The organism is Desulfobulbus sp., from assembly GCF_031547805.1.
Lineage (GTDB): Bacteria > Desulfobacterota > Desulfobulbia > Desulfobulbales > Desulfobulbaceae > Desulfobulbus.
On the sequence record NZ_JAVBRQ010000007.1, the window covers coordinates 151,677 to 176,275 of the forward strand.

The following is a 24,599-nucleotide window of genomic DNA, read 5'->3' on the forward strand; positions in this document are numbered from 1 at the left end:
CGCCCCGCAACGTTCATAAAGGCAGAATGTGCACTTCCTCCCGCAGGGGGTAGTTGCCTTCGATCAGCAGGCCATGGCGGCCGTCGATGGCGATCGAGGCGCCGAAGGCGATGCGGGTGCCGCCTATCTCGGCGTATTCCTCGGATTCGAAGACCTGCATCTCCCGGCAGCCGACCACGCAGGTCTTCTCCAGCCGGGTGGCCACCACCGAGGCGTGCGAGGTCTGGCCGCCGCGCGAGGTCACCAAACCATCGACCATGGAAATCTCGCGGATATCCTCGGGCACGGTGTCGCGGCGGATCAGGATCAGCCGGGTGTCCGGCTCCGCCTGGCGCAGATGGCGGATGTTGTCCTCGCTGAACACCGCCTTGCCCGACATGGCCGAGCCCGAAACGCCGATGCCCTTGGCCAGGATCGCCTTGTGGGCCAGGTCGGAATCGACGAAGACGTTGAGGTGTTCCTTTTTCTTGATGGTGATCATGTCCCTGGTCTGGAGAATGAACAGCTGCTCCGGCTCTGGGCCTTCGAAGGTGAATTCGATCTCCTGGGGATTCCATTCCTTTTCGTAGACCAGGTCGCGGCTGATCGAAAGCAGCCGTTCGTAGATCTTGGGAAAGAGGCGCTCCAGGCTCTTGTCCTCGTAGCGGCCGTCGATCTCCGCCTGCTCCACGGAAATCGGATTGCTGGTCACCAGGCCGGAAACGATGTCCTCGCCCTGGTCGCCGGTGGCGAAATCGCCCCACAGCGCCACCCGCCGCACCTTGCGGTAGGGGTGGGCGGTGAAGAGCACGCCGCTGCCCGCCTGGCCGCCGAGGTTGCCGAAGACCATGGTCTGGACGATGACCGCCGTGCCCCAATCGTCGGACACGCCCATCAGGTGGCGGTATTCCTGGGCCTTGGGGGTGTGCCAGGAATCGAAGACCGCGTCGACCCCGCCGATCAGCTGCTCCCACGGATCCTCGGGGATGTCGAAGCCGCGGTTGCGCACCGCCTGCTGGTAGTTGAGCGCCAGCTGCCGCATCTGCTCGGGCGAGAATTCGCGTTTGTAGTGGACCTGGTGCTCGCGCTTGTGGGCGTTCATCAATTCCTGGAAATCCTCGCGTTCCATGCCGTGGGCCATGCCCCAGGACTGGAGGAAGCGGCGGAAGTTGTCCCAGGCGAAATACTTCTTTTTGGGATGGAGGTTGGCGTATTCCTCAACCATCTCTTCGTTGGCGCCGACGTTGTGGATGGTGGACATGATGCCGGGCATGGAAATGGCCGAACCGGAGCGCACCGACAGCAACAGCGGCCGTTCCGAGGAGCCGAAGACCAGGCCGGTGAGCTGTTCGATCCCGGTCACCGCGGCCCGCACCCGCCACATGTACTCGTCGCGCGCCCGGGCGAACTTGCGGATCGCCCGGTAGCAGCGGAAGACCTCGGTGGTGATGATGAAGGCCGGCGGCACCGGCATGCCGTCCCCGGTGAGCACCACCAGGTTGAAGCCCTTGTTGCCCAGGTGGATCAGGTTGTGGGTGCGCAGGTTTTCGGCATGGAGGCTGCTGATCGCCTTTTCCGGGTTGTAGGTCATCAGCAAATCCAGGGTCTTTTCGTCCAGGATGTCCTTCTGGGCCTCCAGGGTGCCGATGACCTTGCCGATGAAGTTGTCCAGGTGCTGCAGGCCGAAGGTGGTGGAGATCAGGTCGCGGAAAAAGGTCTCCGACAGGCGGAGCACGGTTTCCGGCATGTTCTTCTCGTCCCAGGAGCCGTGGTACCGGGGCAGGAGGTTCTCCTTGCCGATCTGGGGCACGATGATCGACAGGTTGTTCTGGTGGATGTTGGTGTAGTAGGCGTAGATGATGTCCTTGACCCCCTCGGACAGCCCGCGCATGATGTCGAGGTGCTGGGTGTAGGAGAAGCGGCGGATGCCGATGGAGGTGGCCAGCAGGCTGATGTAGGTGTCCAGCCGGCGGCTGGAAATGCCGTCGATCTGGAGCGCCCGGGAAAAGAGCCGCAAACACTTGAGAATGCGGATGAAGGTCACCTGGGTGATGAAGCCCAGGTTGATCGTGGACGAGAGCTTTTCCAGGTAGACGTTAGCCAGGCTTTCCAGGCGGAAGGTCAGGCCGAGGGCGTCGAACTTGCGCTCGGAATAGCGGCCGTAGACCGAGGGGATATCCACCGCGATGTGGCGTTTGTAGTAGATCTCCTCCTTGGGCTCGAATTTTTCCTGGCTGAGGATGATCTTCTGCAAATGCTCCAGCTCGTCGAGCAGGGCTTCCAGGCAGTGGATGGGATCGTTCTCCTCGAGCACCTCGGGCAGGCGTGCCAGTTCGGGAAAGCCGGCGTTGGTGGCGTGGTGGAGCTGGCGTTGGATTTCGGGCAGGCTGAGGTTGTATTTGAGGTGGAGCAGCTTGTACATCCGCACCAGCAGCCCGAAGCGCCGCCGCTCCTGCTCGGAGATATCCTGCTGCCGGGCGAGGAATTGCTCACGTTCGTCGTCTGGCCAGGCCAGGATCTGGCCCATGTGGGAAAAACGCAATTCCTGCCTGATCCGGGCGGCCAGCTCATGCTGGTCGTCGACATAGGCGCCGCCGGCCTGCACCTGGCGCAGCACCTCCTCGGGCAGGTGTTCGGTGAGGCAGCTCTTGTCCAGGGTAATCCAGAACACGAAGATCGCCTCGATGAAGCCGACGATCAGGTTGTTGGATTCGACATGGGCCTGCTTGCGGAGAAAGTGGATGAGCGGGTCCTTGCGCTTGTGGATCTCGTCCAATTCGGTGGACACGTCGCGCAGTTCGCCCTCGGCGCCGATCTCGTTGAAGAAGACCGGCATCAACTTGGTGAACTGCTTGGCCAGGTTGTAGATCGGGCCGATGGGATGGTTGAGCAACTCGGTGATGTCGCGCTGGAACAGATCGGTATCGCGCACGCAGGTGCCCGACAGCCTGAGGTTGATGATCAGGGCCGAGAACAGGGTGGAACACCATTTGGGCTCCTGCTCGATCAGGTCGAGCCAGACCCGGATATTGGTGAGGTGGGCCGGATTGGCGATGGGCTGCCAGTCCTCGTCCACCCCTCGGACGTTGGCGTACTGGAAGCCGAAGCGCACCGCCTCCCAGAGAAAGGCCTCGACCAACCGCGAGTTGCCGCGCTTGAATACCTCGTTGCCGATCACCTGGATGCATTGGAGCGAGGTGTGCGGATAGCGGCGGACATTGGCCTTGAGCAGGTGGAAGGTGGTGACGAAGAACTGCTCGATCTCCTCGAAGCTCTGCTTGCGGATCAGCTGCACCAGGGAGCGGTTGATCTCGCGCAGGGTCGCCTCGTGGATCAGCGACAGGCCGGATGTTTCCATGATCCGGAACAAAAAGAGCAGCTTGCGGTTCTCGACGAAGTGGGCCGCTTCCTCGTTGTCCGAATCCGCGGCCACCATCATGGCCGGGATTTCCTTGTACAGCCGTACCATGTCCATGTGGGTGGGCAGGGTGAGCAGCACCTCCAGGGCCGCCTGGTAATCGGCGGTAAAATCCACCGTCTCCATGGTCCGGGCCGCCTCGCGGATGCTCCGGTGGGAAATGCCCAGCAGCAGCTCCTTGCCCTGCCAATGCCGGCAGTAGTCGCCGCATTGCCGCTCGAACCAGGGCAATGGGTCCTCCTCGCCAAGCCAGTACTCGTAGTTGCGGTGGAGGGTGGTCTGGAGCAGCAGGGCCAGGGCCTTGCAATCAAAAGGCTTTTCGGGTTGCTGCTTGCGCAGGTCGAGGATCTTCTGGGCGATTTTTCGCACCGGCTGATGCCCCTGGACCATGGCCATGATGACCTGCGGCTCGGTGTCGTCCAACTGCCGCAAGCGGGTGAAGAATTGGTTCAAGGCCTGCTCGAAGCTAAACAGGGTCGGGCTGTTCAGCGACAGAATCAGCTTGTCGGCGTAGGCGAGCATGGCCTCGAGGATGCGTTGGAGCAGTTGCTCGTTGCGGGCCGCGTCCTTGAGGGCGTCGAAAAAAATATCCATGAACAGGGTGAAGGCCTCGGGGCCTTGCTCATGGTCGCGGTAATGGTTGCAGTTTTTCACGGCAAAGGCCCGCAGTTCCGGGATGATCAGCTTCCAGTTGTGGTAGGGGTGGCTGATCTCGTAGAGCAGGGCGTCGAGCTTGCCCTGAATGCCCTGGAAACGGCTGACAATATCGCGCAGCAGGGTAAAGGCCGGGTCGATGGTTACCTCCGGGGTGGCGGTTTCCAGCAGGTTGGCCTTGAGGGCATCGGAGGACAGGGGCAGGGGGCGGGAATCGGGGGACATGGCGACCTCGTTATCAATAACCGGGGGAGATTGCATCACAATCCGCCTATTGTATAGTCGATCGCCGGGAAAGTCAGCAGGAGTTTGCAGGGCGATGCACCCGGCCTTTCGGGCCGCCTCCCGGTTCGTGCTTGAAATCGGCCGGAGGACTGCTAGTATAGGGTATCCGCGCCGACCGGTGCGGCCGGGAAAATCCACGGCGCCAAGCGGCCCGCCCATCCATTCCGAGTAATCGTCATGAACCGCTACACCCTCACCATCGCCCTTTTGTCCTGCAGCAACATTTTCATGACCTTCGCCTGGTATGGCCATCTCAAGAATCTGTCGCACAAGCCCTGGATCGTCGCCGCCCTGATCAGTTGGGGCATCGCCCTGCTCGAATACCTGCTCCAGGTGCCGGCCAACCGCATCGGCCATGGCGTCATGTCGGTGGGGCAGCTGAAGATCCTCCAGGAGGTGATCACCCTGTCGATCTTCGTGCCGTTCTCCGTTTTGTACCTCAAGGAGAAGCTGACCCTCGACTATCTCTGGGCCGGGCTCTGCCTGCTGGGCGCGGTGTTCTTCCTGTTCCGGGGCAAGCTGATGGGGTCCTGATTTTTCGTTCTTTTGGGAGGATGCACATGGAAACGACCGGTTTACCGCTAGGCTTCACCCTGGAATTGCCGGACTGGATGGAGGCCGAACTCCAGCCGCTGCCGGACGCGGTGCCCGATCTGGCGGCGCGGATGGCGTTGGTGCTGCGTCTGGCCCGGCTGAATACCGAACGGCAGAGCGGCGGCCCCTTTGCCGCCGGCGTGTTTGAACGGGATTCGGGCCGGATCGTCGCGGTGGGCGTCAACCGGGTGGTGCCGAGCGCCTGTTCCTCGGCCCACGCCGAGATCATGGCCCTGTCGCTTGCCCAGCAGAGGCTGGGCGTCTACGATCTCGGCGGACCGGGCCTGCCCGTCCACCAATTGGTGGTCAACTGGAGCCCCTGCGCCATGTGTTTCGGCGCGGTGCTCTGGTCCGGCATCCGCTCGCTGGCGATCGCCGGTTCCGATCCGGCCATGATGGCCATCACCGGCTTCGACGAGGGGTCGATGCCCCGCGATTGGCGGCAGGAGCTGGCCGGCCGGGGCATCGAGTTGATCGAGGGCGTACTGCGGGAGGAGTCCCTGGCGGATTTTCGGAGTTTTGCCGCCAGCGGCCAGGCGGTGTACAACGGACGGCAGGGGGCGTAGGCCGCTGCAATGCATAGCGCGGCCCTGGATTCGCGGCCTCCTGCACCCGAGCCGGAAGGGGCGATTAACGTTGCAACCCCACGGACCAGGCGACAAAGGCCAGCCAAACCGGGGCGACGAGCAACGCGTACCTGGCAATGGCGCGGCGGGAACAGCGACGGGCAATGGCCACCGCCAGCGAGGCTATTGGCAGGAGGATGGCGGTCTCGATCAGGAGATTGCGCCACAGGTAATAGTTGCTCAGCCTGAGTCGGCGGCGCTCGGAAGAATGCCGAAAGGCAGGGCGATGTCGGGATCGGGAAGCGGCCACAGCAGTGGCAGCGGATGCACGCCTACCAGCAGGTCGAGCAGGGGATGGGAACAACTTGCAAGCGCCATCGCCCAGAAGGGCGTGTTGGCGACATTGTTCCGGCGCAATGGCGCGGCGCACCACCAGGCCATCGACGACGTTGCCAGGCAGAACAGCAGGGTGTGGGTCAGCCGTGGCACGGTCTGATAGTGGAAGAGCCACAAGATGAAATAGTCGAAGTCCGGGCAGATCGCCAGCAGGACGAATACCGGCAGCGCCCGTGCCGCCCGCTGGTCCGCGGGGCGATTGCAGGACAGGTAGATAGAGGCGCCCGCAAGGGTGTGGCCGATGAGTGACGACATGCAATTCCCGAGACTTGTGGTCGGTGTATTCGATTTGGTCTGACAGTTGCCAATTTTTTATTCTGCCAATGTTTTTCCCCATGCTCAAGAGTTTCTATCGGTGCCGGTCCGCAGCCCCGCCCATGGCGCCAACGACGGAAAGGGGAGCGGGCAATCGACCGCGGGCATATCGTCGGCAGGTCTTGCCATGTTTTCCGGCAATTGCGTTGCTTGTTCTGATGGCCGCCACGGCCTCGTTGGCCGGGGAATGCGTTCTGCCGGACCCAGCCGCACTGGCGATGCAGTACGACTGGCACCGGCGCAACGAAAAGAACACCTGCCTGCGGCGCATCAACGATATTCCCGTCGATTACTTCATGCTGGCCCTTTCCTATTCGCCCCGGTTCTGCCGGGAAAGTGCCAGGGATTTCCGCACCGGCGCGGTCCGGCCGCACAATGCTTTCCAATGTGAGGGTGGCAACGCATTCGGCTGGGTGGTGCACGGGTTATGGGCCCAATCCCGTCACCCCGGGACCTGTCGGGACAACGGTAAGCCCGTGGCACTGCATCCGCGCTATTGCCGGGGGGATGAGGTCGGCCCGCTCGATCCTCGGGTGATTCGGCAATACCTGTGCGTGCTGCCCGGCGAATCGTTGCTGCAGGGTGAGTGGGAAAAGCACGGCACCTGCGGCGGGTTCGGTTCGGCTGCAGAGTATTTCGCCAAAACGCGGCAGTTGTACGAAGCGCTGGTCCTGCCGAAGGAGGACGTCCGGCCGCCTCGCTTGTTCCGGGTCCTGAAGCAGGCCAATCCGGGGCTCAAGGAGGTTCGTATCGGGTATGCGTCCGGTGAAATCCGGATTTGCTACGACCGGAAGTGGCAGTATATCGACTGTCCTTGAGGGATGCGCCCGGCGGGATCCTTCGCCTGCCTGCCGGATCATCTGAAAAACCGTAAAAAAAGCCGCGGCCCAGAAGCAGGCCGCGGCTTTTGTCGCGCAACGCCGGTGCAAGCCGGCGCGTTTCGATGGCGGTCTTTCAACCGCCGAATTCGTAGTCGAAGAATTCCATCCTCGCGTCGCTGTAGCGTTCGCTGAGTTCGGCCATCCTTTTTTCGATCGATGCCCGCTCCGGCTTCCAGGCCAGGGGGCATTCCGTCCGCAGTTTTTCGATCCTGTCCTCCAATTCGGTCAAGACGATCTGCAGGCCGTTGATCTCTTCGAAGATTCCTTCCTTTCTGCCGGTGGACAGGGGTTCGATCTTGCCGAGCACGTCCATGAGCTTGGCTTTCCAGGTCGAGAGTTCCAAGTCGACATTGTTGCAATAATCCTTGATTTCCATGGCGAATACCTCGCTTGGTTCATGTGGGAAAAAGAAAAAGCAGTCAATGATTGTCCGCGCGATATCTTGGTATGGTCATCCGTTGCATGCACCTCCATACACGAGGTTTCCTGTCGACATGGCCGTCGGGCGGCCCGGCGCTCCCTGCCCGTCACGAGATCTCAGGGAATCACGCCGCAGGCCACCCGCGCGCCTCCGCCTCCCAGCGGAGCCGGATGGTCGGCATGGTTGTCGCCGCCCGCATGAATCATCAGCGAGCGTCCTTTTACATCGTTCATCTTCAGCCGAGGAGCCAAGACCGGGTTGGTGGCCGCGCCGTTGGCATCAACATACAAGGCCGGCAGATCGCCGAGATGGCCGTCGCCCCACGGAGTGCCGTGCTTCTTGGTGCCGGCCGGGTCGTAGTGGCCGCCGGCGGCCAGGGCAGGTACCATCTTGCCGTCCTTCTCCTTGGGCTCGCAGCTGGCGTTCTCATGGACATGAAAACCGTGCAGACCCGGAGGCAGGCCGTTGAGCGAGGGCGTGAACAGCAGGCCATAGGGCGTTTCGCTGATCACGACCTTGCCGACGGCCGGTCCGGCTCCCTTTTCCTCGGCCATGCTCATGGGCACGGTGATGTCCGCCGCCTTGGCGGTGCCGGCGAGAACGAGCAGGGTCAGGGCTGCGGCCAGGGTGTGTTGATGTTTCATTGCGTCTCCTCCTGTGTTGTGGTTGCGGTTAGACAGCCTGGATACATGCATTCAGCGGTTTGCAGACCTCGTAGCCCCGCGTGCCGCTAAACGGGTTGAAGACCAGCGTCGGACACGGGGCACCCTTGATGACCTGGTCCGCGACGCTGCCCAGCAGTATTTTCTCGATTCCCTTGGCGCCGTGGGTGGCAATGACGATGAGATCGACCCGGTGCTCGCGGGCATAGGCGAGAATGGCCTCGGTCGCCTCGCCGTCGACCACCGCCCCGTCGATATTGGCTGCCTGGTCCTTGATCAGATCGAGAAAGGCGGCCATTTTCCCTTCTCCCTCGGCCCGGAATTCCGCTTCCAGCCTGCCGAGGGTGTCGGGCAGATAATCGTTCAGATCCGGGAGATGGGGCAGGGCATGGAGGAAGGTGATTTTCTCGGCTCCGAGCTGGTTGGCCACGGCCAGGGCCACCTCGGTCAGGGTTTGCGAATGCTCGCGCAGATCGATGGGGACAAGAATGTGGCGGATGTTCAACATGGCGCACCTCCTGGTCGGGTTTGAGCCGCCGCCTGGACGCAAAAAAGATCGGGCAGGCATTGGCGATCGAATCGCAGGACAGTTTTTTCTGCGGCAACGGTGCGGTTCGCACCGCTGTAGTTGATAGATAATCTCGGTAAAACTGATAGTCAATCCCATTTAGGAGGCGTCGGCCGTAGACTACGAATCGCTTCGGAAGCGGTAGCCCACGCCCGACTCGGTGAGGATGTAGCGCGGCCGCGAGGCGTCGGCCTCGATTTTGCGGCGGAGATTGCTGATGTTGACCCGCAGGACGTGCGGTTGTTCCAGGTAGGCCGTCCCCCAAATTTGCTTGAGCACCTGGCGGTGGGTGAGCACCTTGCCGGCGTTGGTGGCCAGCAGGCGCAGCAGTTCGTACTCGGTGGGCGTCAGGGCCACGGTGGCGCCACGCACCGTGACCAGCCGCCGGGCCAGATCGATTTCCAGCTCGGCGATGCGGATCACCGGCTCCGGCGCCTGTTGCAGCGAGCGGCGCAGCATCACCCGGATGCGCGCCAGCAGTTCGCCCACGCCAAAAGGCTTGGTCAGGTAGTCGTCGGCGCCGGCGTCCAGGGCCCGGACCTTGTCGGCCTCGCGGTCCCGCACCGACAGGACGATGATCGGCACCTGCGACCACTGCCGCAACCGGGCGATCACCTCCACCCCGTCCATGTCCGGCAGCCCCAGGTCGAGCAGGACGATCTCCGGCTTGGCCGCGACCGCGGCCGCCAGGGCGGCGTGTCCGTTTTCGGCCAGGACCGGGGCAAAACAATCGTCGGCCAGCGCGGTTTGCAGAAAGCGCCGGATCGCCGGTTCGTCGTCGACGATCAGGATGCGGCAGGGGTGTCCCTTGCTCGATGATTCGTTCATGGCTGCACGGGGAGGCGGCAGACGACGCGCAATCCGCCGCCGGCGCGGTTGACGGCATAAATGGAGCCCTGGTGGGCTTCGACGATGCCCTTGCAAATGGACAGGCCCAAGCCTGTTCCGCCTACGCCTTCCGGCACCGGAAGGCGATAGAATTTTTCAAACATCCGCGATAGATGCTGTTCTTCCACGCCCGGTCCCCGGTCCCGCACCTCCAGCAGCAGGTGCTCGCCGTCGAGGCGGGCGGCGATCTCCAGGGAGCTGTCCGCCGACGAGTATTTCAGGCCGTTGTCGATCAGGTTGACCAGCACTTGGGTCATCAGCACCATGTCCATTTCGACCAGGGGCAGGTTTTCGGCCAACTGGACGCTCACGTCCCGGTCGGCGAGCTTTCGGTCGAGGATGGTCAGGGCGCTGCCGATCAAGTCCTGAACATCGCAAGGTTCGCGGTTGATCCGCAACTCGCCGGCCTCCAGGCGGGTCATGTCGAGCAGATTGCCGACGAACCGGTTCAACCGCTCGGCCTCGTCCCAGGCGCAGCGCAGCAAGTCGCGTTTTTTCGGCTCGGACAGGGAGGGCGACTCGCCGTGCAGGCTGCTCAGGGCGCCGATGATGGTAACCAGCGGGGTCCTGAGATCGTGGGAAACCGAGTTGAGCAGGGCCCGTTCCAGGCTTTCCCTGGCCGCCAGCACCTGGGCCTGCTCCGCCTGGCGGGCCAGGTCGACCCGTTCCATGGCCAGGGAGATCTGGGCGGCAAAGGCATCGAGCAGCCGGCGGTGGTGGGGGGAGAAAAAATCCGCGGTCGCGGCCAGCGACACCCCCAGCACCCCGAAGGTCCGGCTGGCGGTGCACAGCGGCAGGTACAGGAGCTGGGCCGAGCGGAGGGTTTCGGTGCCGCTGCCGGCCGGCCGTCGGTTGCGAAAGGCCCAATCGGCCACGGCCATCTCCTTGGCGTCGAGGGCCATCCCCTCGCTGGCGGCGGCGATCCGCACCCGTTCGCTCGCCTCCGGGTCGGGGACGAGCACGGCCAGGCGCGCCTCCAGGGCTTCGCCGACATTCTTCCGCACCGCCTCCAGGATGGAGGCCATGTCGATGGCCACCGCCAGGTCGCGGCTCAAATAGTACAGGCTCTCGGTCTGGAGTTCGCGCTCCCGCAGGGCCTCGGCCCGCATCTTGGTTTCGGCCATCAGGGTGCTGATCACCAGGCCGACGGTGAACAGGCCGAAGAAGGTGATCAGGTATTCGGTATCGGCGACGGTGAGACTCCATTGGGGCGACACGAAGAAGAAGTCGAAGGCCAGCACCCCGAACAGGGCGGTGAGAATGGCCGATTTCCGGCCGAAACGCACCGCCGCCAGGACCACCGCCAGCAGGTAGCCCATGACCTGGTTGGTCGGGGAGATATCGCGCCAGAATAAAAAGGGCAGGGCGGTAATGACCGCCACCAGGGCCAGGCTGACCAGGTAATCGGTCCAGGATCCGAGGCCGGGACGGGGGCGGCTCCTGGTGCCGGCGGCCGGCGGTGCCGGTTGAAAGCTGACCACATGGATATGGATCGAGCCGCTCAACCGGATGAGCCGGTCGACGATCGGCGGCCGCAGCATCTCCCGCCAGCGGGGCTTGGCGGGCTTGCCGACCACGATCCGGGTGACGTTGTGGCGCACGGCGTAGTCGATGATCGCCCCGGGCACCGACGGGGCGGTGATGGTCGCCACCTCGGCGCCGAGGCTTTCGGCCAGGCGGAGATCGCGCCAGACCCGCTGCCGGTTTTCCTGCTGTTCCTTGGCCAGCCGCGGGGTTTCGACGTAGACCGTGAACCATTGCGCCTTGAGTTCGTCGGCCAGGCGCCTGGTGGCGCGGATCAGGCGTTCGCTGTACGGACTGCCGCCGGCGCAGACCAGGAGCCGTTCGGCCACCGGCCAGGGACCGGCGATGGCGCGGGTCTCCATGTAGGTTCGCATGTCGTCGTCCACCCGGGATGCGGTCTTGCGCAGGGCCAGTTCGCGCAGGGCCAGCAGGTTGCCGGGCCGGAAGAACTGCCGGATGGCCAAGGAAGCCTGCTCCGGCACATAGACCTTGCCCTGGCGCAGCCGCTGCAGCAGGGCCTCGGGCGGAATGTCCACCAGCATGACCTCGGTTGCCTGGTCCAGCAGGCTGTCGGGCACGGTTTCCCGGATCGGGACGCCGGTGATCTGGGTGACGATGTCGCTGGCGCTCTCGAAGTGCTGGATATTGACCGTGGTGTAGACGTCGATGCCCGCGGCAAGCAGTTCCTCGATGTCCTGCCAGCGTTTTTCATGGCGGCATCCGGGCGCGTTGGTGTGGGCCAATTCATCGACCAGGGCCAGCTCCGGCCGGCGGGCTAGGGCGGCATCGAGATCGAGTTCGGCCAGCTCCACCCCTTGGTGCGGATAACGGGCCTTGGGCAGCGTTTCCATCCCCTCCAGCAGGGCTTCGGTGGCCTCCCGCCCGTGGGCCTCGACATAGGCGGCCACCACCTCGCGTCCCTCGGCCAGGCGCTGGCGGGCCGTCTCCAGCATGGCGTAGGTCTTGCCGACCCCGGCGGCATAGCCCAGGAAGATGGTCAGATGGCCGCGCCGGTGTTGCCGCTCCTCCGCCTGGGCCGCCCGGAGCATGGCTTCCGGGGAAGGCCGCTGTCGGTCATGGCCGGGATGCATGGGACAACCTGGCGGGCCGTGCGCCGGCAGGGGATGGGCGGGGCGGAACGAACGCGATTGTTGGCGCCATGGTCGGTTATTTGGTGGCCTTGAAGGTCTGGTCGTCGACCGCTTCCGTCAATGCGGCCAGGCCGTCCTCGCATCGGGCCAGGACGATCCGTTTCTTGCCCATTGAGAGCCCCAGAGATTTGATGTTGCTGTTCTGCCGCGAGAGTTGGATCGTTTTGGCGGTCAGGCCGGTGAATTCGGCAAAGGCGGCTTGCGCCCGGGCAAGCGCCCCGCGATTCTCGTTGCCGGGGTTCGCTTCCAGGGTCGCAAGCGCGTGCCGCGCCACCTTTTCCTCGGCCTGCATCCGGGCCTCGAGCCGGTCCATCTTGTCATCGTCCGCCTCGACGATATGGGGGGCGTGGAGGGTGAAGATCTTGAGCGCGGCGATCAAGGCCTGGGAAGTCTGCTCGGCGACGCGGTACTCCTCCGGGCCGCCCGCGGCCGAGGCGCGAATTGCAGCCAATGCCCGCTCGAATCGTTCCAGGCTCGCCTCTCCCTGCTCGCGGGAAAGGAAGGCGGCCTTGATATTGGTGTTGGCGACCGCGAGTTGCAGGATGTCCCGGTCGAGCGCGCCCAACTCCGTCCAGCAGGCCGCGAATGCCTCAAGCAGCTTTTTTTCGTTGGGCATGGGGGTGGCCTCGACCAGGGAGCGGAGGGCGGCGAGTTCCCGCTCCAAGGTGGCGGCGGCTGTCCGCGATTGTTCCGCATAGCCCTCGGATTCGGCGGACAGGACCATCACCGCGTTCCGCTCCATTTCGGCGGATTGCCGCAGATTCGCACCCATCTGGGCCAGCAGCCGCCTCTGGGCGAGTATGTTTTCGTAGACCGTGGCGGTGGACGGGGTGTTGGCGCCGAACCTGGCGAAAACGATAAACACGATGCATGCCAGGGCCAGCCCGCAGCCCATCACCAGGGCCCTTTGTTCCTTGTCGTGCATGAAACGCATAGTCTCACCTCGTTGTCGGCGACGCCGTTTGCATGGATTCGCCGGCTACAATACCACAAGACCGGCCAATGGGCAGTAACAAGCCTCCAAGGTTCATGGCGCCGCCGCATCCAGGGCCAGGTTGACCGCCAGGACATTGACGCGCGGCTCCCCCAGCATCCCGAACTGGCGCGGTTCCAGGTGGGCGGCGACGATGGCGGCCACCCGTTCTTCCCGCATGCCCCGCGCCCGGGCGACGCGCCGGATTTGGGCGGTGGCGGCATGCGGGGAAATGTGGGGATCGAGACCGCTGCCCGAGGCCTGCAGCAGGTCGGCGGCAATGGAACCGCGCATGCCGGCCTCCTGCAGCCGGCGCAGCCGGGCGGCGATCGTCTCGCCGTAGGCCGAACCGGCGGGGTTGAGATTGGCGCCGCCCGAAGCCAGGGGATTGTAGGGAAATCCGCCGGTGGCCGAGGGGCGCGACCACAGGTATTTCGCCTCGGAAAAGGGCTGGCCGATCAGGAGGGAGCCGGCTGGCTTGCCCTTGGGGCCGGCGATCAGGCTGCCGTTGGCCTGGACCGGGAAAAACGCCTGGGCCAGGCCGGTGACCAGCGCCGGATACAGGCCGCCGCAGACGAGGGTGAAGGCCAGCAGCAGCAACAGGGCCGGTTTGAGTTCTTTCATGGCGCGACCGTCCCTTGCAAAAAATGGAGCAGGAGCCCGAGCCCCAGGTCGATGGCCTTGATGCCGACAAAGGGGGCGACCATGCCGCCGACCCCGTAGAGCAGCAGGTTGCGGATCAGGAGCCGTTCCGCCGGCATGGGCTTGAAACCGGTGCCCTTGAGCGCCAGCGGCACCAACAGCGGGATGATGAGGGCGTTGAAGATGACCGCCGACAGGATGGCGCTGCGGGGGCTGGCCAGCCCCATGACGTTCAAGGCCCCCAATTGCGGATAGATGGCCGCGAGCGAGGCCGGGACGATGGCGAAATACTTGGCGATGTCGTTGGCGATGCTGAAGGTGGTCAGGTTGCCGCGGGTCATGAGGATTTGCTTGCCGATCTCGACGATGTCGAGCAGCTTGGTGGGGTTGCTGTCCAGATCGATGATGTTGGCGGCCTCGCGGGCCGCCTGGGTGCCGGTGTTCATGGCCACGGCCACGTCGGCCTGGGCCAGGGCCGGGGCATCGTTGGTGCCGTCGCCGGTCATGGCCACCATCAATCCCGCTTCCTGGTGCTCCTTGATCAGGCGCAGCTTGTCCTCGGGCCTGGCCTCGGCCAGGAAGTCGTCGACCTCGGCCTCGGCGGCGATGGCGGCGGCGGTGAGCGGATTGTCGCCGGTGATCATCACCGTCTTGATCCCCATGCTTCCGAGCTTGCGAAACCGTTCCTGGATGCCGCTCTTGACGATGTCCTTGAGGTTGACCGCGCCCAGGATTTCCGGCCCCCGGCAGACCACCAGGGGCGTTGCGCCGGCATGGGCGATGGCCGCCACCTTGTTGTCCAGATCCCTGGGCACGCTCCCCCCCAGCCCGCCGGCAAAGGCGACCACCGCATCGGCCGCGCCCTTGCGGTAGGGCATGCCGTCGAGGTCGAGGCCGGAAAGCCGGGTGGCGGCGCTGAAGGGAACGACCGTGGCGCCCTCGGGCGTCCCGCTTGCGGCCAGGCCGAAGCACTGTTGGGCCAGACCGACCACACTGCGGCCCTCCGGGGTCTCGTCGGCCAGCGAGGCCATCAGGGCCGCCCTGGCCACTTCCTCCTCGGCCTGGCCAGCCATCGGGACAAAGGCGACCGCCTCCCGGTTGCCATGGGTGATGGTGCCGGTCTTGTCGAGCAGCAGCACGTTGACATCGCCAGCCGCCTCGATGGCGCGGCCGGAAAGGGCGATGACGTTCTTCCGGAACAGGCGGTCCATGCCGGCGATGCCGATGGCGGGCAGCAGGGCGGCGATGGTGGTGGGTGCCAGGCAGACGAACAGGGCCGCCAGCACGGTCAACGTCACCGGCCTGCCCTGGCCGGAGGCCGCGGCGCTGTAGGCCGAGAGTGGACCGAGGTTGACGCAGACGAGCAAAAAGACCAGGGTCAGGGAAATCAACAGCACTTCCAGGGCCGTTTCGTTGGGGGTCTTGCGGCGCTGGGCACCCTCGATCAGGGTGATCATCCGGTCGAGAAAGGTCTCGCCGGGGTTGACGGTGATCCTGACCACAATGGTGTTGGCAATAACCGTGGTGCCGCCGGTGACCGCGCTGCGGTCGCCTCCCGATTCGCGGACCACCGGGGCGGATTCGCCGGTGACCGGCGCTTCGTTGACCAGGGCGGCGCCGGCCGTCACCTCGCCGTCGCCGGCGATCAGCTCGCCCGGCTCCACCAGGATGTAGTCGCCCCGGCGGAGTGCTTCGGCACCGACCACGGTGTAGGCGTCGACCCGGTCCGGGGCGGCGAGCCGTTTGGCGGTGACGGCGGTGCGGGCTTGGCGCAGGCTGGCCGCCCTGGCCTTGCCGCGTCCTTCGGCCAGGGCTTCGGCAAAGGTGGAAAAGAGCACGGTCAGCCAGAGCCAGGCCGAGACGGTGCCGGTGAACCAGGCCGGCTCGGCGGCGGTGCCGATCAGCGAGTACCCGAAGGCGGCCAGGGTGGCGGCGGAGGCGATTTCCACCGCCAGCATCACCGGGTTGCGCCAGAGCAGGCGCGGGTCGAGCTTTTTCAACGATTCGGCCAATGCGTCGAGCAGCAGGCCGGGGGCAAAAATCGAGGCGGATGCGGGCTGGCGATGTGCCATGATCAACGGCCTCCGACCGTGGTCAGGTGGTCGGCGATCGGACCCAGGGCCAGGGCCGGAAAAAAGGACAAGGCGCCGACAATGAGGATCACCAGGACCAGCCAGAGGGCAAAGGGCGCCTTGTCGGTGGGCAGGGTGCCCAGACTGGGCGGCACGTACTTCTTGGCGGCCAGGGAGCCGGCCATGGCCAGCATCGCCACCGCCGGCACGAAACGGCCGATCAGCATCGCCACCGCCCCGAGCAGGGCGTAGAAATCAAGCCCGGCGTTGAGGCCGGCAAAGGCGCTGCCGTTGTTGTTGGCCATGGAGGCAAAGGCATAGAGGATTTCGGACAGGCCATGGGCGCCGCCATTGGCCGTGGCGGCCACCGCCGAGGGGGTGGCCATGGCGAGGGCGGAAAAGGCCAGCACCACTATCCCGGCGGCCAGCACGACGACCATTGCCATCCACATTTCCAGCACCTCGATTTTCTTGCCCAGATATTCGGGCGTGCGTCCGATCATCAGCCCGGCGATGAAGACGGCGATCACGGCAAAGGCCAGCATGGTGGACAGCCCGGCCCCGACCCCGCCGAACGCGACCTCCCCCAGCAGCATCAGGCTCAGGGGGACCAGGCCGCCAAGCGGGGTGAGCGAGTCGTGCATGGCCGCCACCGCGCCACAGGAGGTGGCGGTGGTGGCCGCCTCGAACAGGCTGGTTGCGGCCAGGCCGAAACGAATCTCCTTACCTTCCATATTGCCGCCCGCGATCCCCGCCCGGGCCAGGGGCGCGGTGCCGGCAACCTCGGCCCGGTAGAGCAGCAAAAACGCCGTCGCCAGCAACAGGAGCATGATGGTCAACAGGGTCCAGCCCTGGCGGGAGTTGCCGACCATGAGGCCGAAGGTATGGGTGAAGGCGGCCGGAATCAGCAGCATCAGCAGGATTTCCAGGAAATGGGAGAGCGGGGTCGGGTTTTCGAAGGGATGGGTCGAGTTGGCGTTGAAAAACCCGCCGCCATTGGTGCCCAGCATCTTGATCGCCTCCTGGGAGGCGACCGGCCCCATGGGCAGGATGGCCTCGGTGACGGTCGCCTGGCCGAGCGGGGTGTCGACCGCCGAGGGCTGGAGCAGGGGGACGGAGCGGTAGGGGGCGAAATTCTGGATCACCCCCTGGGAGACCAGCGCCAGGGCGGCCAGCAGGGAGATCGGCAGCAGGATGTAGAGCACGCCGCGGCTCACGTCGACCCAGAAATTGCCGATCAGGGCGGTCCGTCGCCGGGCGAAGCCCCGAATCAGGGCGATGGCCACGGCCATGCCGCTGGCGGCGGCCACGAAATTCTGCACCGTCAGCCCCGCCATCTGGATGAAGTAGCTGGCGGCGGTCTCACCGCCGTAGGCCTGCCAGTTGGTATTGGTGACGAAGCTGGCCGCGGTGTTGAACGCCAGCTGCCAGGTGAAGGGGGGCAGGTTGCGCGGATTCAGGGGCAGCAGATGCTGGAGGCACAGCAGGGTGAACAGCATTGCCAGGCCCGCCAGGTTGAACAGCAGCATGGCCACCGCATACTGTTGCCAGCCCATTTCCTCGTCCGCATCCACCCCGCCCACCCGGTACAGCAACTGCTCGCAGGGGATGAGCAGGGGCGACAGCAGGGTCCGCTGGCCCCCGTACACCTTGGCCATGTAGGCGCCGAGCGGCTTGATTGCCAACAACAGGACGCCGAACAAAAGACCTGTCTGCAGCCACGCCAAAAGATCCATCCGCATTCTCCCGAACTTTTGCCACGAATGCCGGCCGGCCCGCGCCGTGCCGATCATGAACAGGATCGTGACGATCTTTTTACCACCTTCGGCATCAAGATGGGATCAATACGCCAAGGAAATCCGTCAAGAAACCGTCAAAGCTCCACCTGGCTGCCCAGCTCGATCACCCGGTCCGGCGGCAGCTTGAAAAACGAGGTCACGTTCCAGGCGTTGCGCGACATGTAGATGAACAGCAGTTTGCGCCACCGGGCCATGGGGGCCGTGCCGGTGGCGGTCATGGTTTCCCGGCCCAGGTAAAAGGAAGTGGAATAGATGTCCACCGGCAGGCCTTGAGCCGCAAGCAATTCCAGAATTTCCGGCATGTTCGGGCTTTCTATGAAACCGTAGGCCGCGGTGATCCGGTAAAAACCCTGGCCGAGATTTTGGATGCGCACTCGCTCCGCCGGCGCCACTGCCGGGGTTTCGGTCGACAGCACCGACAGCAGCAGGATGCGCTCGTGCAGGGCCTCGTTGTGCTTGAAATGGTGCAGCAGGGTGTGGGGGATGCCCTCCGCCGAGATGGACATGAACACGGCGGTGCCAGGGGTCCGCTGGGGCTTGTAGCCGGCGATATCCTTGAGGAAAACCCCGGTCGGGATCTGCATCAGGCTGTAATGCTTGGCCAGGATGGCCCGGCCGTCGCGCCAGGTGACCATGGCGCACAGGATGGCGGCGGCGATGCCCAGGGTGATCCAGCCGCCGTCGGCGATCTTGAGCAGGTTCGCCCCCAGAAAGGAACAGTCGAGCACAAGGAAGAGCGCCAACAGGATGCCGGCGCGCCAGGGCGGCCAGTGCCAGCGAAGCCGGGCCACCTGGAAAAAGATGAAGGAGGTGATGGCCATGGTGGCGGTGACGGCGATGCCGTAGGCGGCCGCCAGCCGGGTCGATTCCTCGAAGGCCAGCACCAGCGACAGGCAGGCCAGCATCAGCATCCAGTTGACCGCGGGCATGTAGATCTGGCCCTTGGTGTGCTCGGAGGTGTGGACGATGTGCATGCGGGGGGTGAAGCCCAGTTGCATGGCCTGCTGGGTCAGCGAGTAGACCCCGGAAATCATGGCCTGCGAGGCGATGATGGTGGCGGTGGTGGCCAGCGCCACCATGGGGTAGAGCAGCGGCTTGGGCACCAGGGCGTAGAAGGGGTTGACGCCCGTCAACTCGGGATGTTGGAGCAAGAGCGCTCCCTGGCCGTAATAGTTGAGCACCAGGCCCGGTAGCACGCCGCAGTACCAGGAGAGGCGGATGGGCAGCCGGCCGAAATGGCCCATGTCGGCGTAGAGGGCCTCGCCGCCGGTGATGCAGAGGACCACCGCGCCCAGCACCAGGAAGCCGTGCAGGCCGTTGTGCAGGAAAAAGGCGGCGGCATGCCGAGGATCGAGGGCGGCGAGGATCTGGGGATTGGCGGCGATGGCACGGACGCCGAGAGCGCCGAGCACCAGAAACCAGACCACCATCACCGGGCCGAAAAGACGGCCGATCCGCGCGGTGCCGCGCCACTGGAACAGGAATAGCGCCACCAGCACCAGGCAGGTGAGCGGGACCACGTACGGCGCGGCCGCGTCGGTGGCCATGTTGAGGCCCTCGATGGCCGACAGCACCGAAATGGCCGGGGTGATGACGCCGTCGCCGTAGAGCAGGGCCGCGCCCAAGGCGGCGAGCAGGGTGAGCATCCGCCAGCGGGCGCCGTTCAACTCCGGGTTCCTGAGCATGGAGAGCAGCGAAAAAATGCCGCCCTCTCCGTTGTTGTCGGCCCGCATGATGAACACCACGTATTTCAGGCCGACCACCAGCATCAGCGACCAGAAGATCAGGGAAAGAATGCCGAAAATGTTGGCGGTGGTCGGCTCGACCCCGTGGACCCCGGCAAAGCATTCCTTGATGGTGTACAGGGGGCTGGTGCCGATGTCGCCGTAAATGATCCCGAGGGCGGAGATCGCCAGCAGGGGGAGGGCTTGACCGGCGGCCCGGGGCGCGGTGTGCTCCGGAGGCGTGGCCGGGGAGCATGCCGCCTGGGCGGCGGTGTCGTTTGCTGAGGGTGCCATGCGCAATCCTGGGGGAAGCTTGCAATACAAGGGAAACTCGGCCCGATCGGGGGTTGGGCGGCGCGGTGCCGGAATGGGTGGAATCGATGTGCCCGGCAAGAGGCCGTCACAAGGGCAAGCGGGTCTTCCTAGAGAAAAGAGCTTACCACGCTCGAGGTCAAGAAAGTGTCAAGATCGCGGGGAAGGGCATCAAGATTGTGTCAAAGGCGGGACAAGCCATAGCTGGGGCCACGGTGCGGTCCGGTGTGGACCGGAAGACCGCGGAGAGGGGCAAAAGAGGGCCGGCGGGGCGGAGTTGGCCGGCCCCTTCCGCGATCGCATGCGGTCCGGAAGCAGGCCGCGATCAATAGGCCGGCGGCGAGACGCAGGAGCCGATGGCGTATTCCTTGATCGGCCGGCCGTAACGATCGAGCACCGGCCTGCCGGCGCCGTCGAGCACGGTCCGCTCCCAGCGGCACATGCCCGGCGGGGCCTGGGGCGCGGCCGGAGCGGGAAGGCGCGGCACCAGCGGGGCCGGGTCGAAGGCGGCCACGAACGGCGAGGAGAGAAACGACGAGAGCGGGTTGCCGCCCCGTCCGTCCTGGTCGGAGTAGTAGGCGTCGGAGTGGCTCCATCCCGTGGCCGGTGCCAGCAGGCACAGGGCCAGGGCGATGCCTGATATCGTCTTGGCCCTGTGCCTCATGCCGTTTGGGAACATTGAACGGATCATCGCGTAACCTCCCTAAGATTCAAGGAATCTGTCGATCTCCTCTCGTCGCTCGACGTGGATTCGACCTCTTTATGCTGGCACCGGGCACCGTCTCCAGGCTCAATGACTGGGCTCCGGATTCGATCGGCCCCGTTTGCTTCCTCCTGGTCGCTTGCGGCCGGTTGCCGGTGGTCGCATCCTCACCGGTCGGCGCGGTCCGCCCCGATGTGCAGGGGCAGCCACAAGGTCTCCGGGGCGGCAAAACTGTGCTCCATTTCGGCGAAAAACCGGCCGACATGCAGGCCATCCACGAAGCCATGGTGGAATTTGGCGCTGATGGGGATGCTGCCGTTTTTCATCTTGCCCCAGGCAAGGATCGGCACGGCCTGGCCGAAGTTGTACTCGGCCTGCGATATGGAGGTGAAATGAAGCCAGGGGAGGCAGCTGGCGCATAAAAAATCCTCGCCGTGGTCTTTCATGGGCGCAGGCGCATCCTTGTGCGCGGCCGCCACTTTCGGAACGGTTTCCTGGGCGAAGGCGGCAAAGGTCGGCGTGTATTCGCACCAGATTTGGCGAAACAGTTCCTGCTCGGTCATGATGGGCGTCATGACCGCAATGCGCTCGAACTCCACGATATTGCCGGCCACGATGCGCTGTCGCATCTGGGGCACGGTGTTTGCCGCGCGCAGGATGGCATAAAGCGCCAGCAGGAAGAACGAGACGCCCCGATCCTTGGCGCAGGCATGCAGGTTGGCCGCCTCCAACTGGACGCCGATGTTGAAGCAGGGGTTGTCGAACCTATGGAAAAATTCAAAATGATCCCTGCGGGGCCAGTCGGCCTTGTCGATAATGCGATACCCATTCATGCGCGGCTTATCCTTTGCTGGGAAGAGGCTGCTCCGCCGAACCCGGGCAACCGGCCCAGCTCTTCCCGCCGATTTTCCATCGCCTTCCAGCCGGCCGCCGCGGGTGGACAACAAATACCGATTGCGTGCATCATCACCCTCGTTCTTCCGTCGCCTTCTCCCGCAAGGCTTCATAAAGTTGCGCCGGGCCAAGCAGAATATGCTTCAAGCCGTCGCGTATGCGCTCCGAGTTCAGCGCCTGGGTACTCATGGTCGTGTGGGCTTCGTAGGCATCCATGATGGCTTCGAGCAAGGCCCGGGTCAGATCCGGCGAATTGGAAAATTGCTCCTTGCTGTTATTGGCCGCCTGATTTCTCAGGAGCTGATTTTCCAGTAATTTCCCTTTGATAACGCCGTTCACGTAAATGAGTTGGTCGTCATCGGTCAGTTCTCCTTCGAACAGGCTGTTGACTCGTTCGATGATTTCTTCCAGCAGGGCCTTCTGCTTCTCCTGAACCGAGCCGGTGCCGGTTTCACCGACAGGCGGAAGCTTGGGAGCGTCCCCCTCGCCAAGCACAAGTTGCTTCGTGCCGCTGGATTTCAGATTGTAATGGGTCAAAGTGACCTTGGACAAATCCACGCTGTCCCGCTCCCGGCCAAAGTCCAGCAAGGGCAGTAGACGCCGGTAAAAAATGTGGCGTTTTTCAATGGCGGTATTGCCGTAGTCGAAAATTTGCGACAGGAAGGAATAGAGCCGGTTAAACGAGCCGAGATCGCCCTTGAACAGGGTAAGCGCATCCATGGTTTCCTTTTCCCTGGCGGCTTCTTCCGTCCTGCCTTGCTCAACGGCCGTCCTGTAGGCATCGAGCGCGGCCTTATAGAGCTTGAGCAGTCTGTCCGCCACCGGGAAAATGGCGGCGGCCAGGTCGCGCTGCTTGGCCCTGGGGTTCATCTCAGCCTGAACCACGCGCTCAACCTCGTACTCGTCATAATAGCCGGTGGCGTCCAGCTTGGCCCGCAGGTCAAAAACGCGGTTGGGGTCGGTTTCGCTCTCAAGTTCGGCGGTTTCATAGTAGGTTTTGAACGCGGTGAGCACTTCCACCTCGTTATTGACGAAATCGAGAATGTAGGTGGTGTCCTTGCCGGGATAGGCCCTGTTCAGGCGCGAAAGCGTCTGCACGGCCTGAAGGCCGGAAAGCTTCTTGTCCACGTACATGCCGCATAAGAGCGGTTGGTCAAAACCGGTCTGGAATTTGTTGGCCACAAGGAGAATGTGGTACTCCGGCCCGGCAAAGGCGTCGCGGATATCGCGGCCATTCAAGCCGGGATTCAGCAATTTGCTGTGTTCCGAAACCGCTTCCGGGAAAGATTCCGCATCGAATACCTCGCCAGAGAAAGCCACTAACGCGCCAAGAGCATAGCCCATGTCTTTGATGTAGGCCCGGAGGGCCTTTTGCCAGCGCACGGCTTCCTTGCGACTGCTGACCACAACCATGGCCTTGGCGTCGCCGCGCAAAAGCGGCTGCACATGTTCGCGGTAATGCTCCACGACGATTTTGACTTTCTGGGCGATATTGTACGGGTGCAGGCGAACCCAGCGCATAATGTGCTTCACGGCTTCGCTTTGCTCAACTTTCTGCTCATCCCACTCTTGCCCGTTATGCGCCAAGCGGAAAGCCAGCCTGTAGCCGGTGTAGTTTTTGAGCACATCCAGAATGAAGTTCTCTTCAATGGCCTGGCGCATGGAGTAGACATGAAAGGCTTTCGGCACGGCGTCCGGGCGGGGCTTTCTGCCGAAGAGCTGGAGCGTTTTTCCTTTGGGCGTGGCGGTAAAGGCCACATAGGTGATGGTGTCTGTCGCCGCGCGGGCTTCCATCTGGGAGGCAAGGATATCTTCCGCGCTCACAGTGCCGCCGTCGGCAATATCGGCCAATTCTTCGGCGGAAAGCACCTGCCGGAGCTTGGCCGAGGCCTCGCCGGTCTGCGAACTATGCGCTTCATCCGCGATAACGGCGAAACGCTTGCCTTCCGTGGCCGAAAGGCTTTGCACCATTTCCAGGGCAAAGGGAAAGGTCTGAATGGTGCAGACGATAATTTTCTTGCCCGATTTCAGGGCGTCGCTCAGTTGCGAGCTTTTGCTGCCGTGCTCCGAAGTGATGGTTTCCACCACGCCAGCCGTACGCTCAAAGTCGAAAATCGCTTCCTGCAACTGTTTGTCCAGCACCTGTCGGTCGGAAACGACCACAACGGAATCGAACATTTTTTCTGAATTTGCATCATGCAAATCAGCCAGAAAATGGGCCGTCCAGGCGATGGAATTGGTTTTCCCGCTCCCTGCGGAGTGCTGGATAAGAAACCTGCCCCCTGGCCCTTCCGCTTGCACCTGAGCGACGATTTTACGGGTGGCGTCGAGCTGATGATAGCGGGGAAAGATAACCGTGGTCAGATTCTTCTTATTATCGCGCTTGCCGATGAGGTAGCGGCCCAAAATTTCCAGCCAGCTCTCACGCTGCCAGACTTCTTCCCACAAATACGACGTAGTGAAACCTTTCGGATTGGGCGGATTGCCCGCCGCGCCGCGATTTCCTTTGTTGAAGGGCAAAAAACGGGTGCTGGAGCCGGTAAGCCGCGTGGTCATCATCACTTCCGTCTGGCTGACGGCAAAATGCACCAACGCCCCACCGGGAAAGGACAAAAGCGGCTCCGTCTGCCCGCCTTTGGGCGCGGGATGACGGTCAAACCGATACTGGTCAACGGCGTCGGCAACGCATTGGGTAAAGTCGGACTTCAATTCCGCCGTGGCCACGGGGATGCCGTTCAAAAAAAGCACCAGGTCTATGGCGTCCTGGGAATTGTTCACTGAGTGATGCACCTGGCGCACCACCCGCAGGCGGTTGGCCTGATACCGGGCAAGGATGGAAGCGTTCAGAGAGTGAGCCGGTTTGAACTGCGCCATGGCGAGAACGTGTTTGACGCCAAGCACATCCACGCCGCGCCGCAACACGTCGATAGCGCCCCGGTCATTGAGGCTTTTGCGGAGGCGCTCGGCCAGCACCTTCTGGACGTTGGCTCCGTGCGTTTTGCACAAGCCCTGCCAGGCTTCCGGCTGGGAAGCCTCAATCCAGGCCTGCACATCCGGCAAATACAAGGCGGATTCGCGCGCGTAGTTCTGCGCGTCGCCCTCCTGATACAGCCAGTCGTGCGCGGCAAGGTGCTCGCAAATTTCACGCTCAAAGTGCAGTTCGTTGTGCAGGCTCATG

18 protein-coding genes are annotated in these 24,599 nt (G+C 63.7%); 3 read left to right on the top strand and 15 right to left on the bottom strand.

Annotated features, from left to right (window positions below):
• Positions 1-13: 13 nt before the first annotated feature.
• Positions 14-4,276 (bottom strand): PEP/pyruvate-binding domain-containing protein, encoded by a 4,263-nt coding sequence (locus RMR13_RS03075; protein ID WP_310599170.1) that lies wholly within the window; start codon positions 4,274-4,276, stop codon positions 14-16.
• Between the two features lie 237 nt (positions 4,277-4,513).
• Between RMR13_RS03075 and RMR13_RS03080 the strand changes: the two genes are divergently transcribed.
• Positions 4,514-4,870, top strand: coding sequence for a DMT family protein (locus RMR13_RS03080; protein WP_309412783.1), 357 nt, complete (start codon positions 4,514-4,516; stop codon positions 4,868-4,870).
• 26 nt (positions 4,871-4,896) lie between these two features.
• Entirely contained in the window at positions 4,897-5,496 is a 600-nt protein-coding gene (locus RMR13_RS03085) for a nucleoside deaminase (protein ID WP_310599171.1), read from the top strand.
• Between the two features lie 240 nt (positions 5,497-5,736).
• Here RMR13_RS03085 and RMR13_RS03090 read toward each other — a convergent pair whose 3' ends face one another.
• Positions 5,737-6,147, bottom strand: coding sequence for a metal-dependent hydrolase (locus RMR13_RS03090; protein WP_310599172.1), 411 nt, complete (start codon positions 6,145-6,147; stop codon positions 5,737-5,739).
• 206 nt (positions 6,148-6,353) lie between these two features.
• On the opposite strand from RMR13_RS03090, the gene RMR13_RS03095 reads away from it, so the two are divergent.
• On the top strand, positions 6,354-7,025 hold the full coding sequence (locus RMR13_RS03095) for a ribonuclease T2 family protein (protein ID WP_310599173.1): 672 nt from the start codon (positions 6,354-6,356) through the stop codon (positions 7,023-7,025).
• 136 nt (positions 7,026-7,161) lie between these two features.
• On the opposite strand, the gene RMR13_RS03100 is transcribed toward RMR13_RS03095, so the two are convergent.
• The 13 genes from RMR13_RS03100 to RMR13_RS03160 all read right to left on the bottom strand — a co-directional run bounded on the left by RMR13_RS03100 (position 7,162) and on the right by RMR13_RS03160 (position 24,598).
• Positions 7,162-7,464, bottom strand: coding sequence for a hypothetical protein (locus RMR13_RS03100; RefSeq protein ID WP_310599174.1), 303 nt, complete (start codon positions 7,462-7,464; stop codon positions 7,162-7,164).
• Positions 7,465-7,625: 161 nt separating this feature from the next.
• Positions 7,626-8,153 (bottom strand): superoxide dismutase [Cu-Zn] SodC, encoded by a 528-nt coding sequence (gene sodC, locus RMR13_RS03105; RefSeq protein ID WP_310599175.1) that lies wholly within the window; start codon positions 8,151-8,153, stop codon positions 7,626-7,628.
• 28 nt (positions 8,154-8,181) lie between these two features.
• Entirely contained in the window at positions 8,182-8,679 is a 498-nt protein-coding gene (locus tag RMR13_RS03110; protein WP_310599176.1) for a universal stress protein, read from the bottom strand.
• Between the two features lie 180 nt (positions 8,680-8,859).
• Positions 8,860-9,567 (bottom strand): response regulator, encoded by a 708-nt coding sequence (locus RMR13_RS03115; protein WP_310599177.1) that lies wholly within the window; start codon positions 9,565-9,567, stop codon positions 8,860-8,862.
• Positions 9,564-12,242 (bottom strand): sensor histidine kinase KdpD, encoded by a 2,679-nt coding sequence (locus tag RMR13_RS03120; protein WP_310599178.1) that lies wholly within the window; start codon positions 12,240-12,242, stop codon positions 9,564-9,566. Before RMR13_RS03120 ends, RMR13_RS03115 begins: the two co-directional genes overlap by 4 nt.
• A gap of 76 nt (positions 12,243-12,318) precedes the next feature.
• Entirely contained in the window at positions 12,319-13,236 is a 918-nt protein-coding gene (locus RMR13_RS03125) for an MCP four helix bundle domain-containing protein (protein WP_310599179.1), read from the bottom strand.
• 93 nt (positions 13,237-13,329) lie between these two features.
• A complete protein-coding gene (kdpC, locus tag RMR13_RS03130; protein ID WP_310599180.1) occupies positions 13,330-13,899 on the bottom strand; it encodes a potassium-transporting ATPase subunit KdpC in 570 nt (189 codons plus the stop codon).
• On the bottom strand, positions 13,896-15,989 hold the full coding sequence (gene kdpB / locus RMR13_RS03135; RefSeq protein ID WP_310599181.1) for a potassium-transporting ATPase subunit KdpB: 2,094 nt from the start codon (positions 15,987-15,989) through the stop codon (positions 13,896-13,898). Before kdpB ends, kdpC begins: the two co-directional genes overlap by 4 nt.
• 2 nt (positions 15,990-15,991) lie before the next feature.
• Positions 15,992-17,725 carry a potassium-transporting ATPase subunit KdpA gene (gene kdpA, locus RMR13_RS03140; protein WP_310599182.1) on the bottom strand — a complete coding sequence of 578 codons (1,734 nt, stop codon included), beginning with the start codon at positions 17,723-17,725 and terminating at the stop codon, positions 15,992-15,994.
• Between the two features lie 137 nt (positions 17,726-17,862).
• On the bottom strand, positions 17,863-19,890 hold the full coding sequence (locus RMR13_RS03145) for a potassium transporter Kup (RefSeq protein WP_409070252.1): 2,028 nt from the start codon (positions 19,888-19,890) through the stop codon (positions 17,863-17,865).
• A gap of 259 nt (positions 19,891-20,149) precedes the next feature.
• A complete protein-coding gene (locus RMR13_RS03150; RefSeq protein WP_310599184.1) occupies positions 20,150-20,488 on the bottom strand; it encodes a hypothetical protein in 339 nt (112 codons plus the stop codon).
• Positions 20,489-20,694: 206 nt separating this feature from the next.
• Positions 20,695-21,360: a CatA-like O-acetyltransferase, family 1 gene (locus tag RMR13_RS03155; RefSeq protein ID WP_310599185.1), complete on the bottom strand. Its 666-nt coding sequence runs from the start codon at positions 21,358-21,360 to the stop codon at positions 20,695-20,697.
• Between the two features lie 133 nt (positions 21,361-21,493).
• A complete protein-coding gene (locus RMR13_RS03160) occupies positions 21,494-24,598 on the bottom strand; it encodes a DEAD/DEAH box helicase family protein (RefSeq protein WP_310599186.1) in 3,105 nt (1,034 codons plus the stop codon).
• Position 24,599 lies beyond the last annotated feature (1 nt).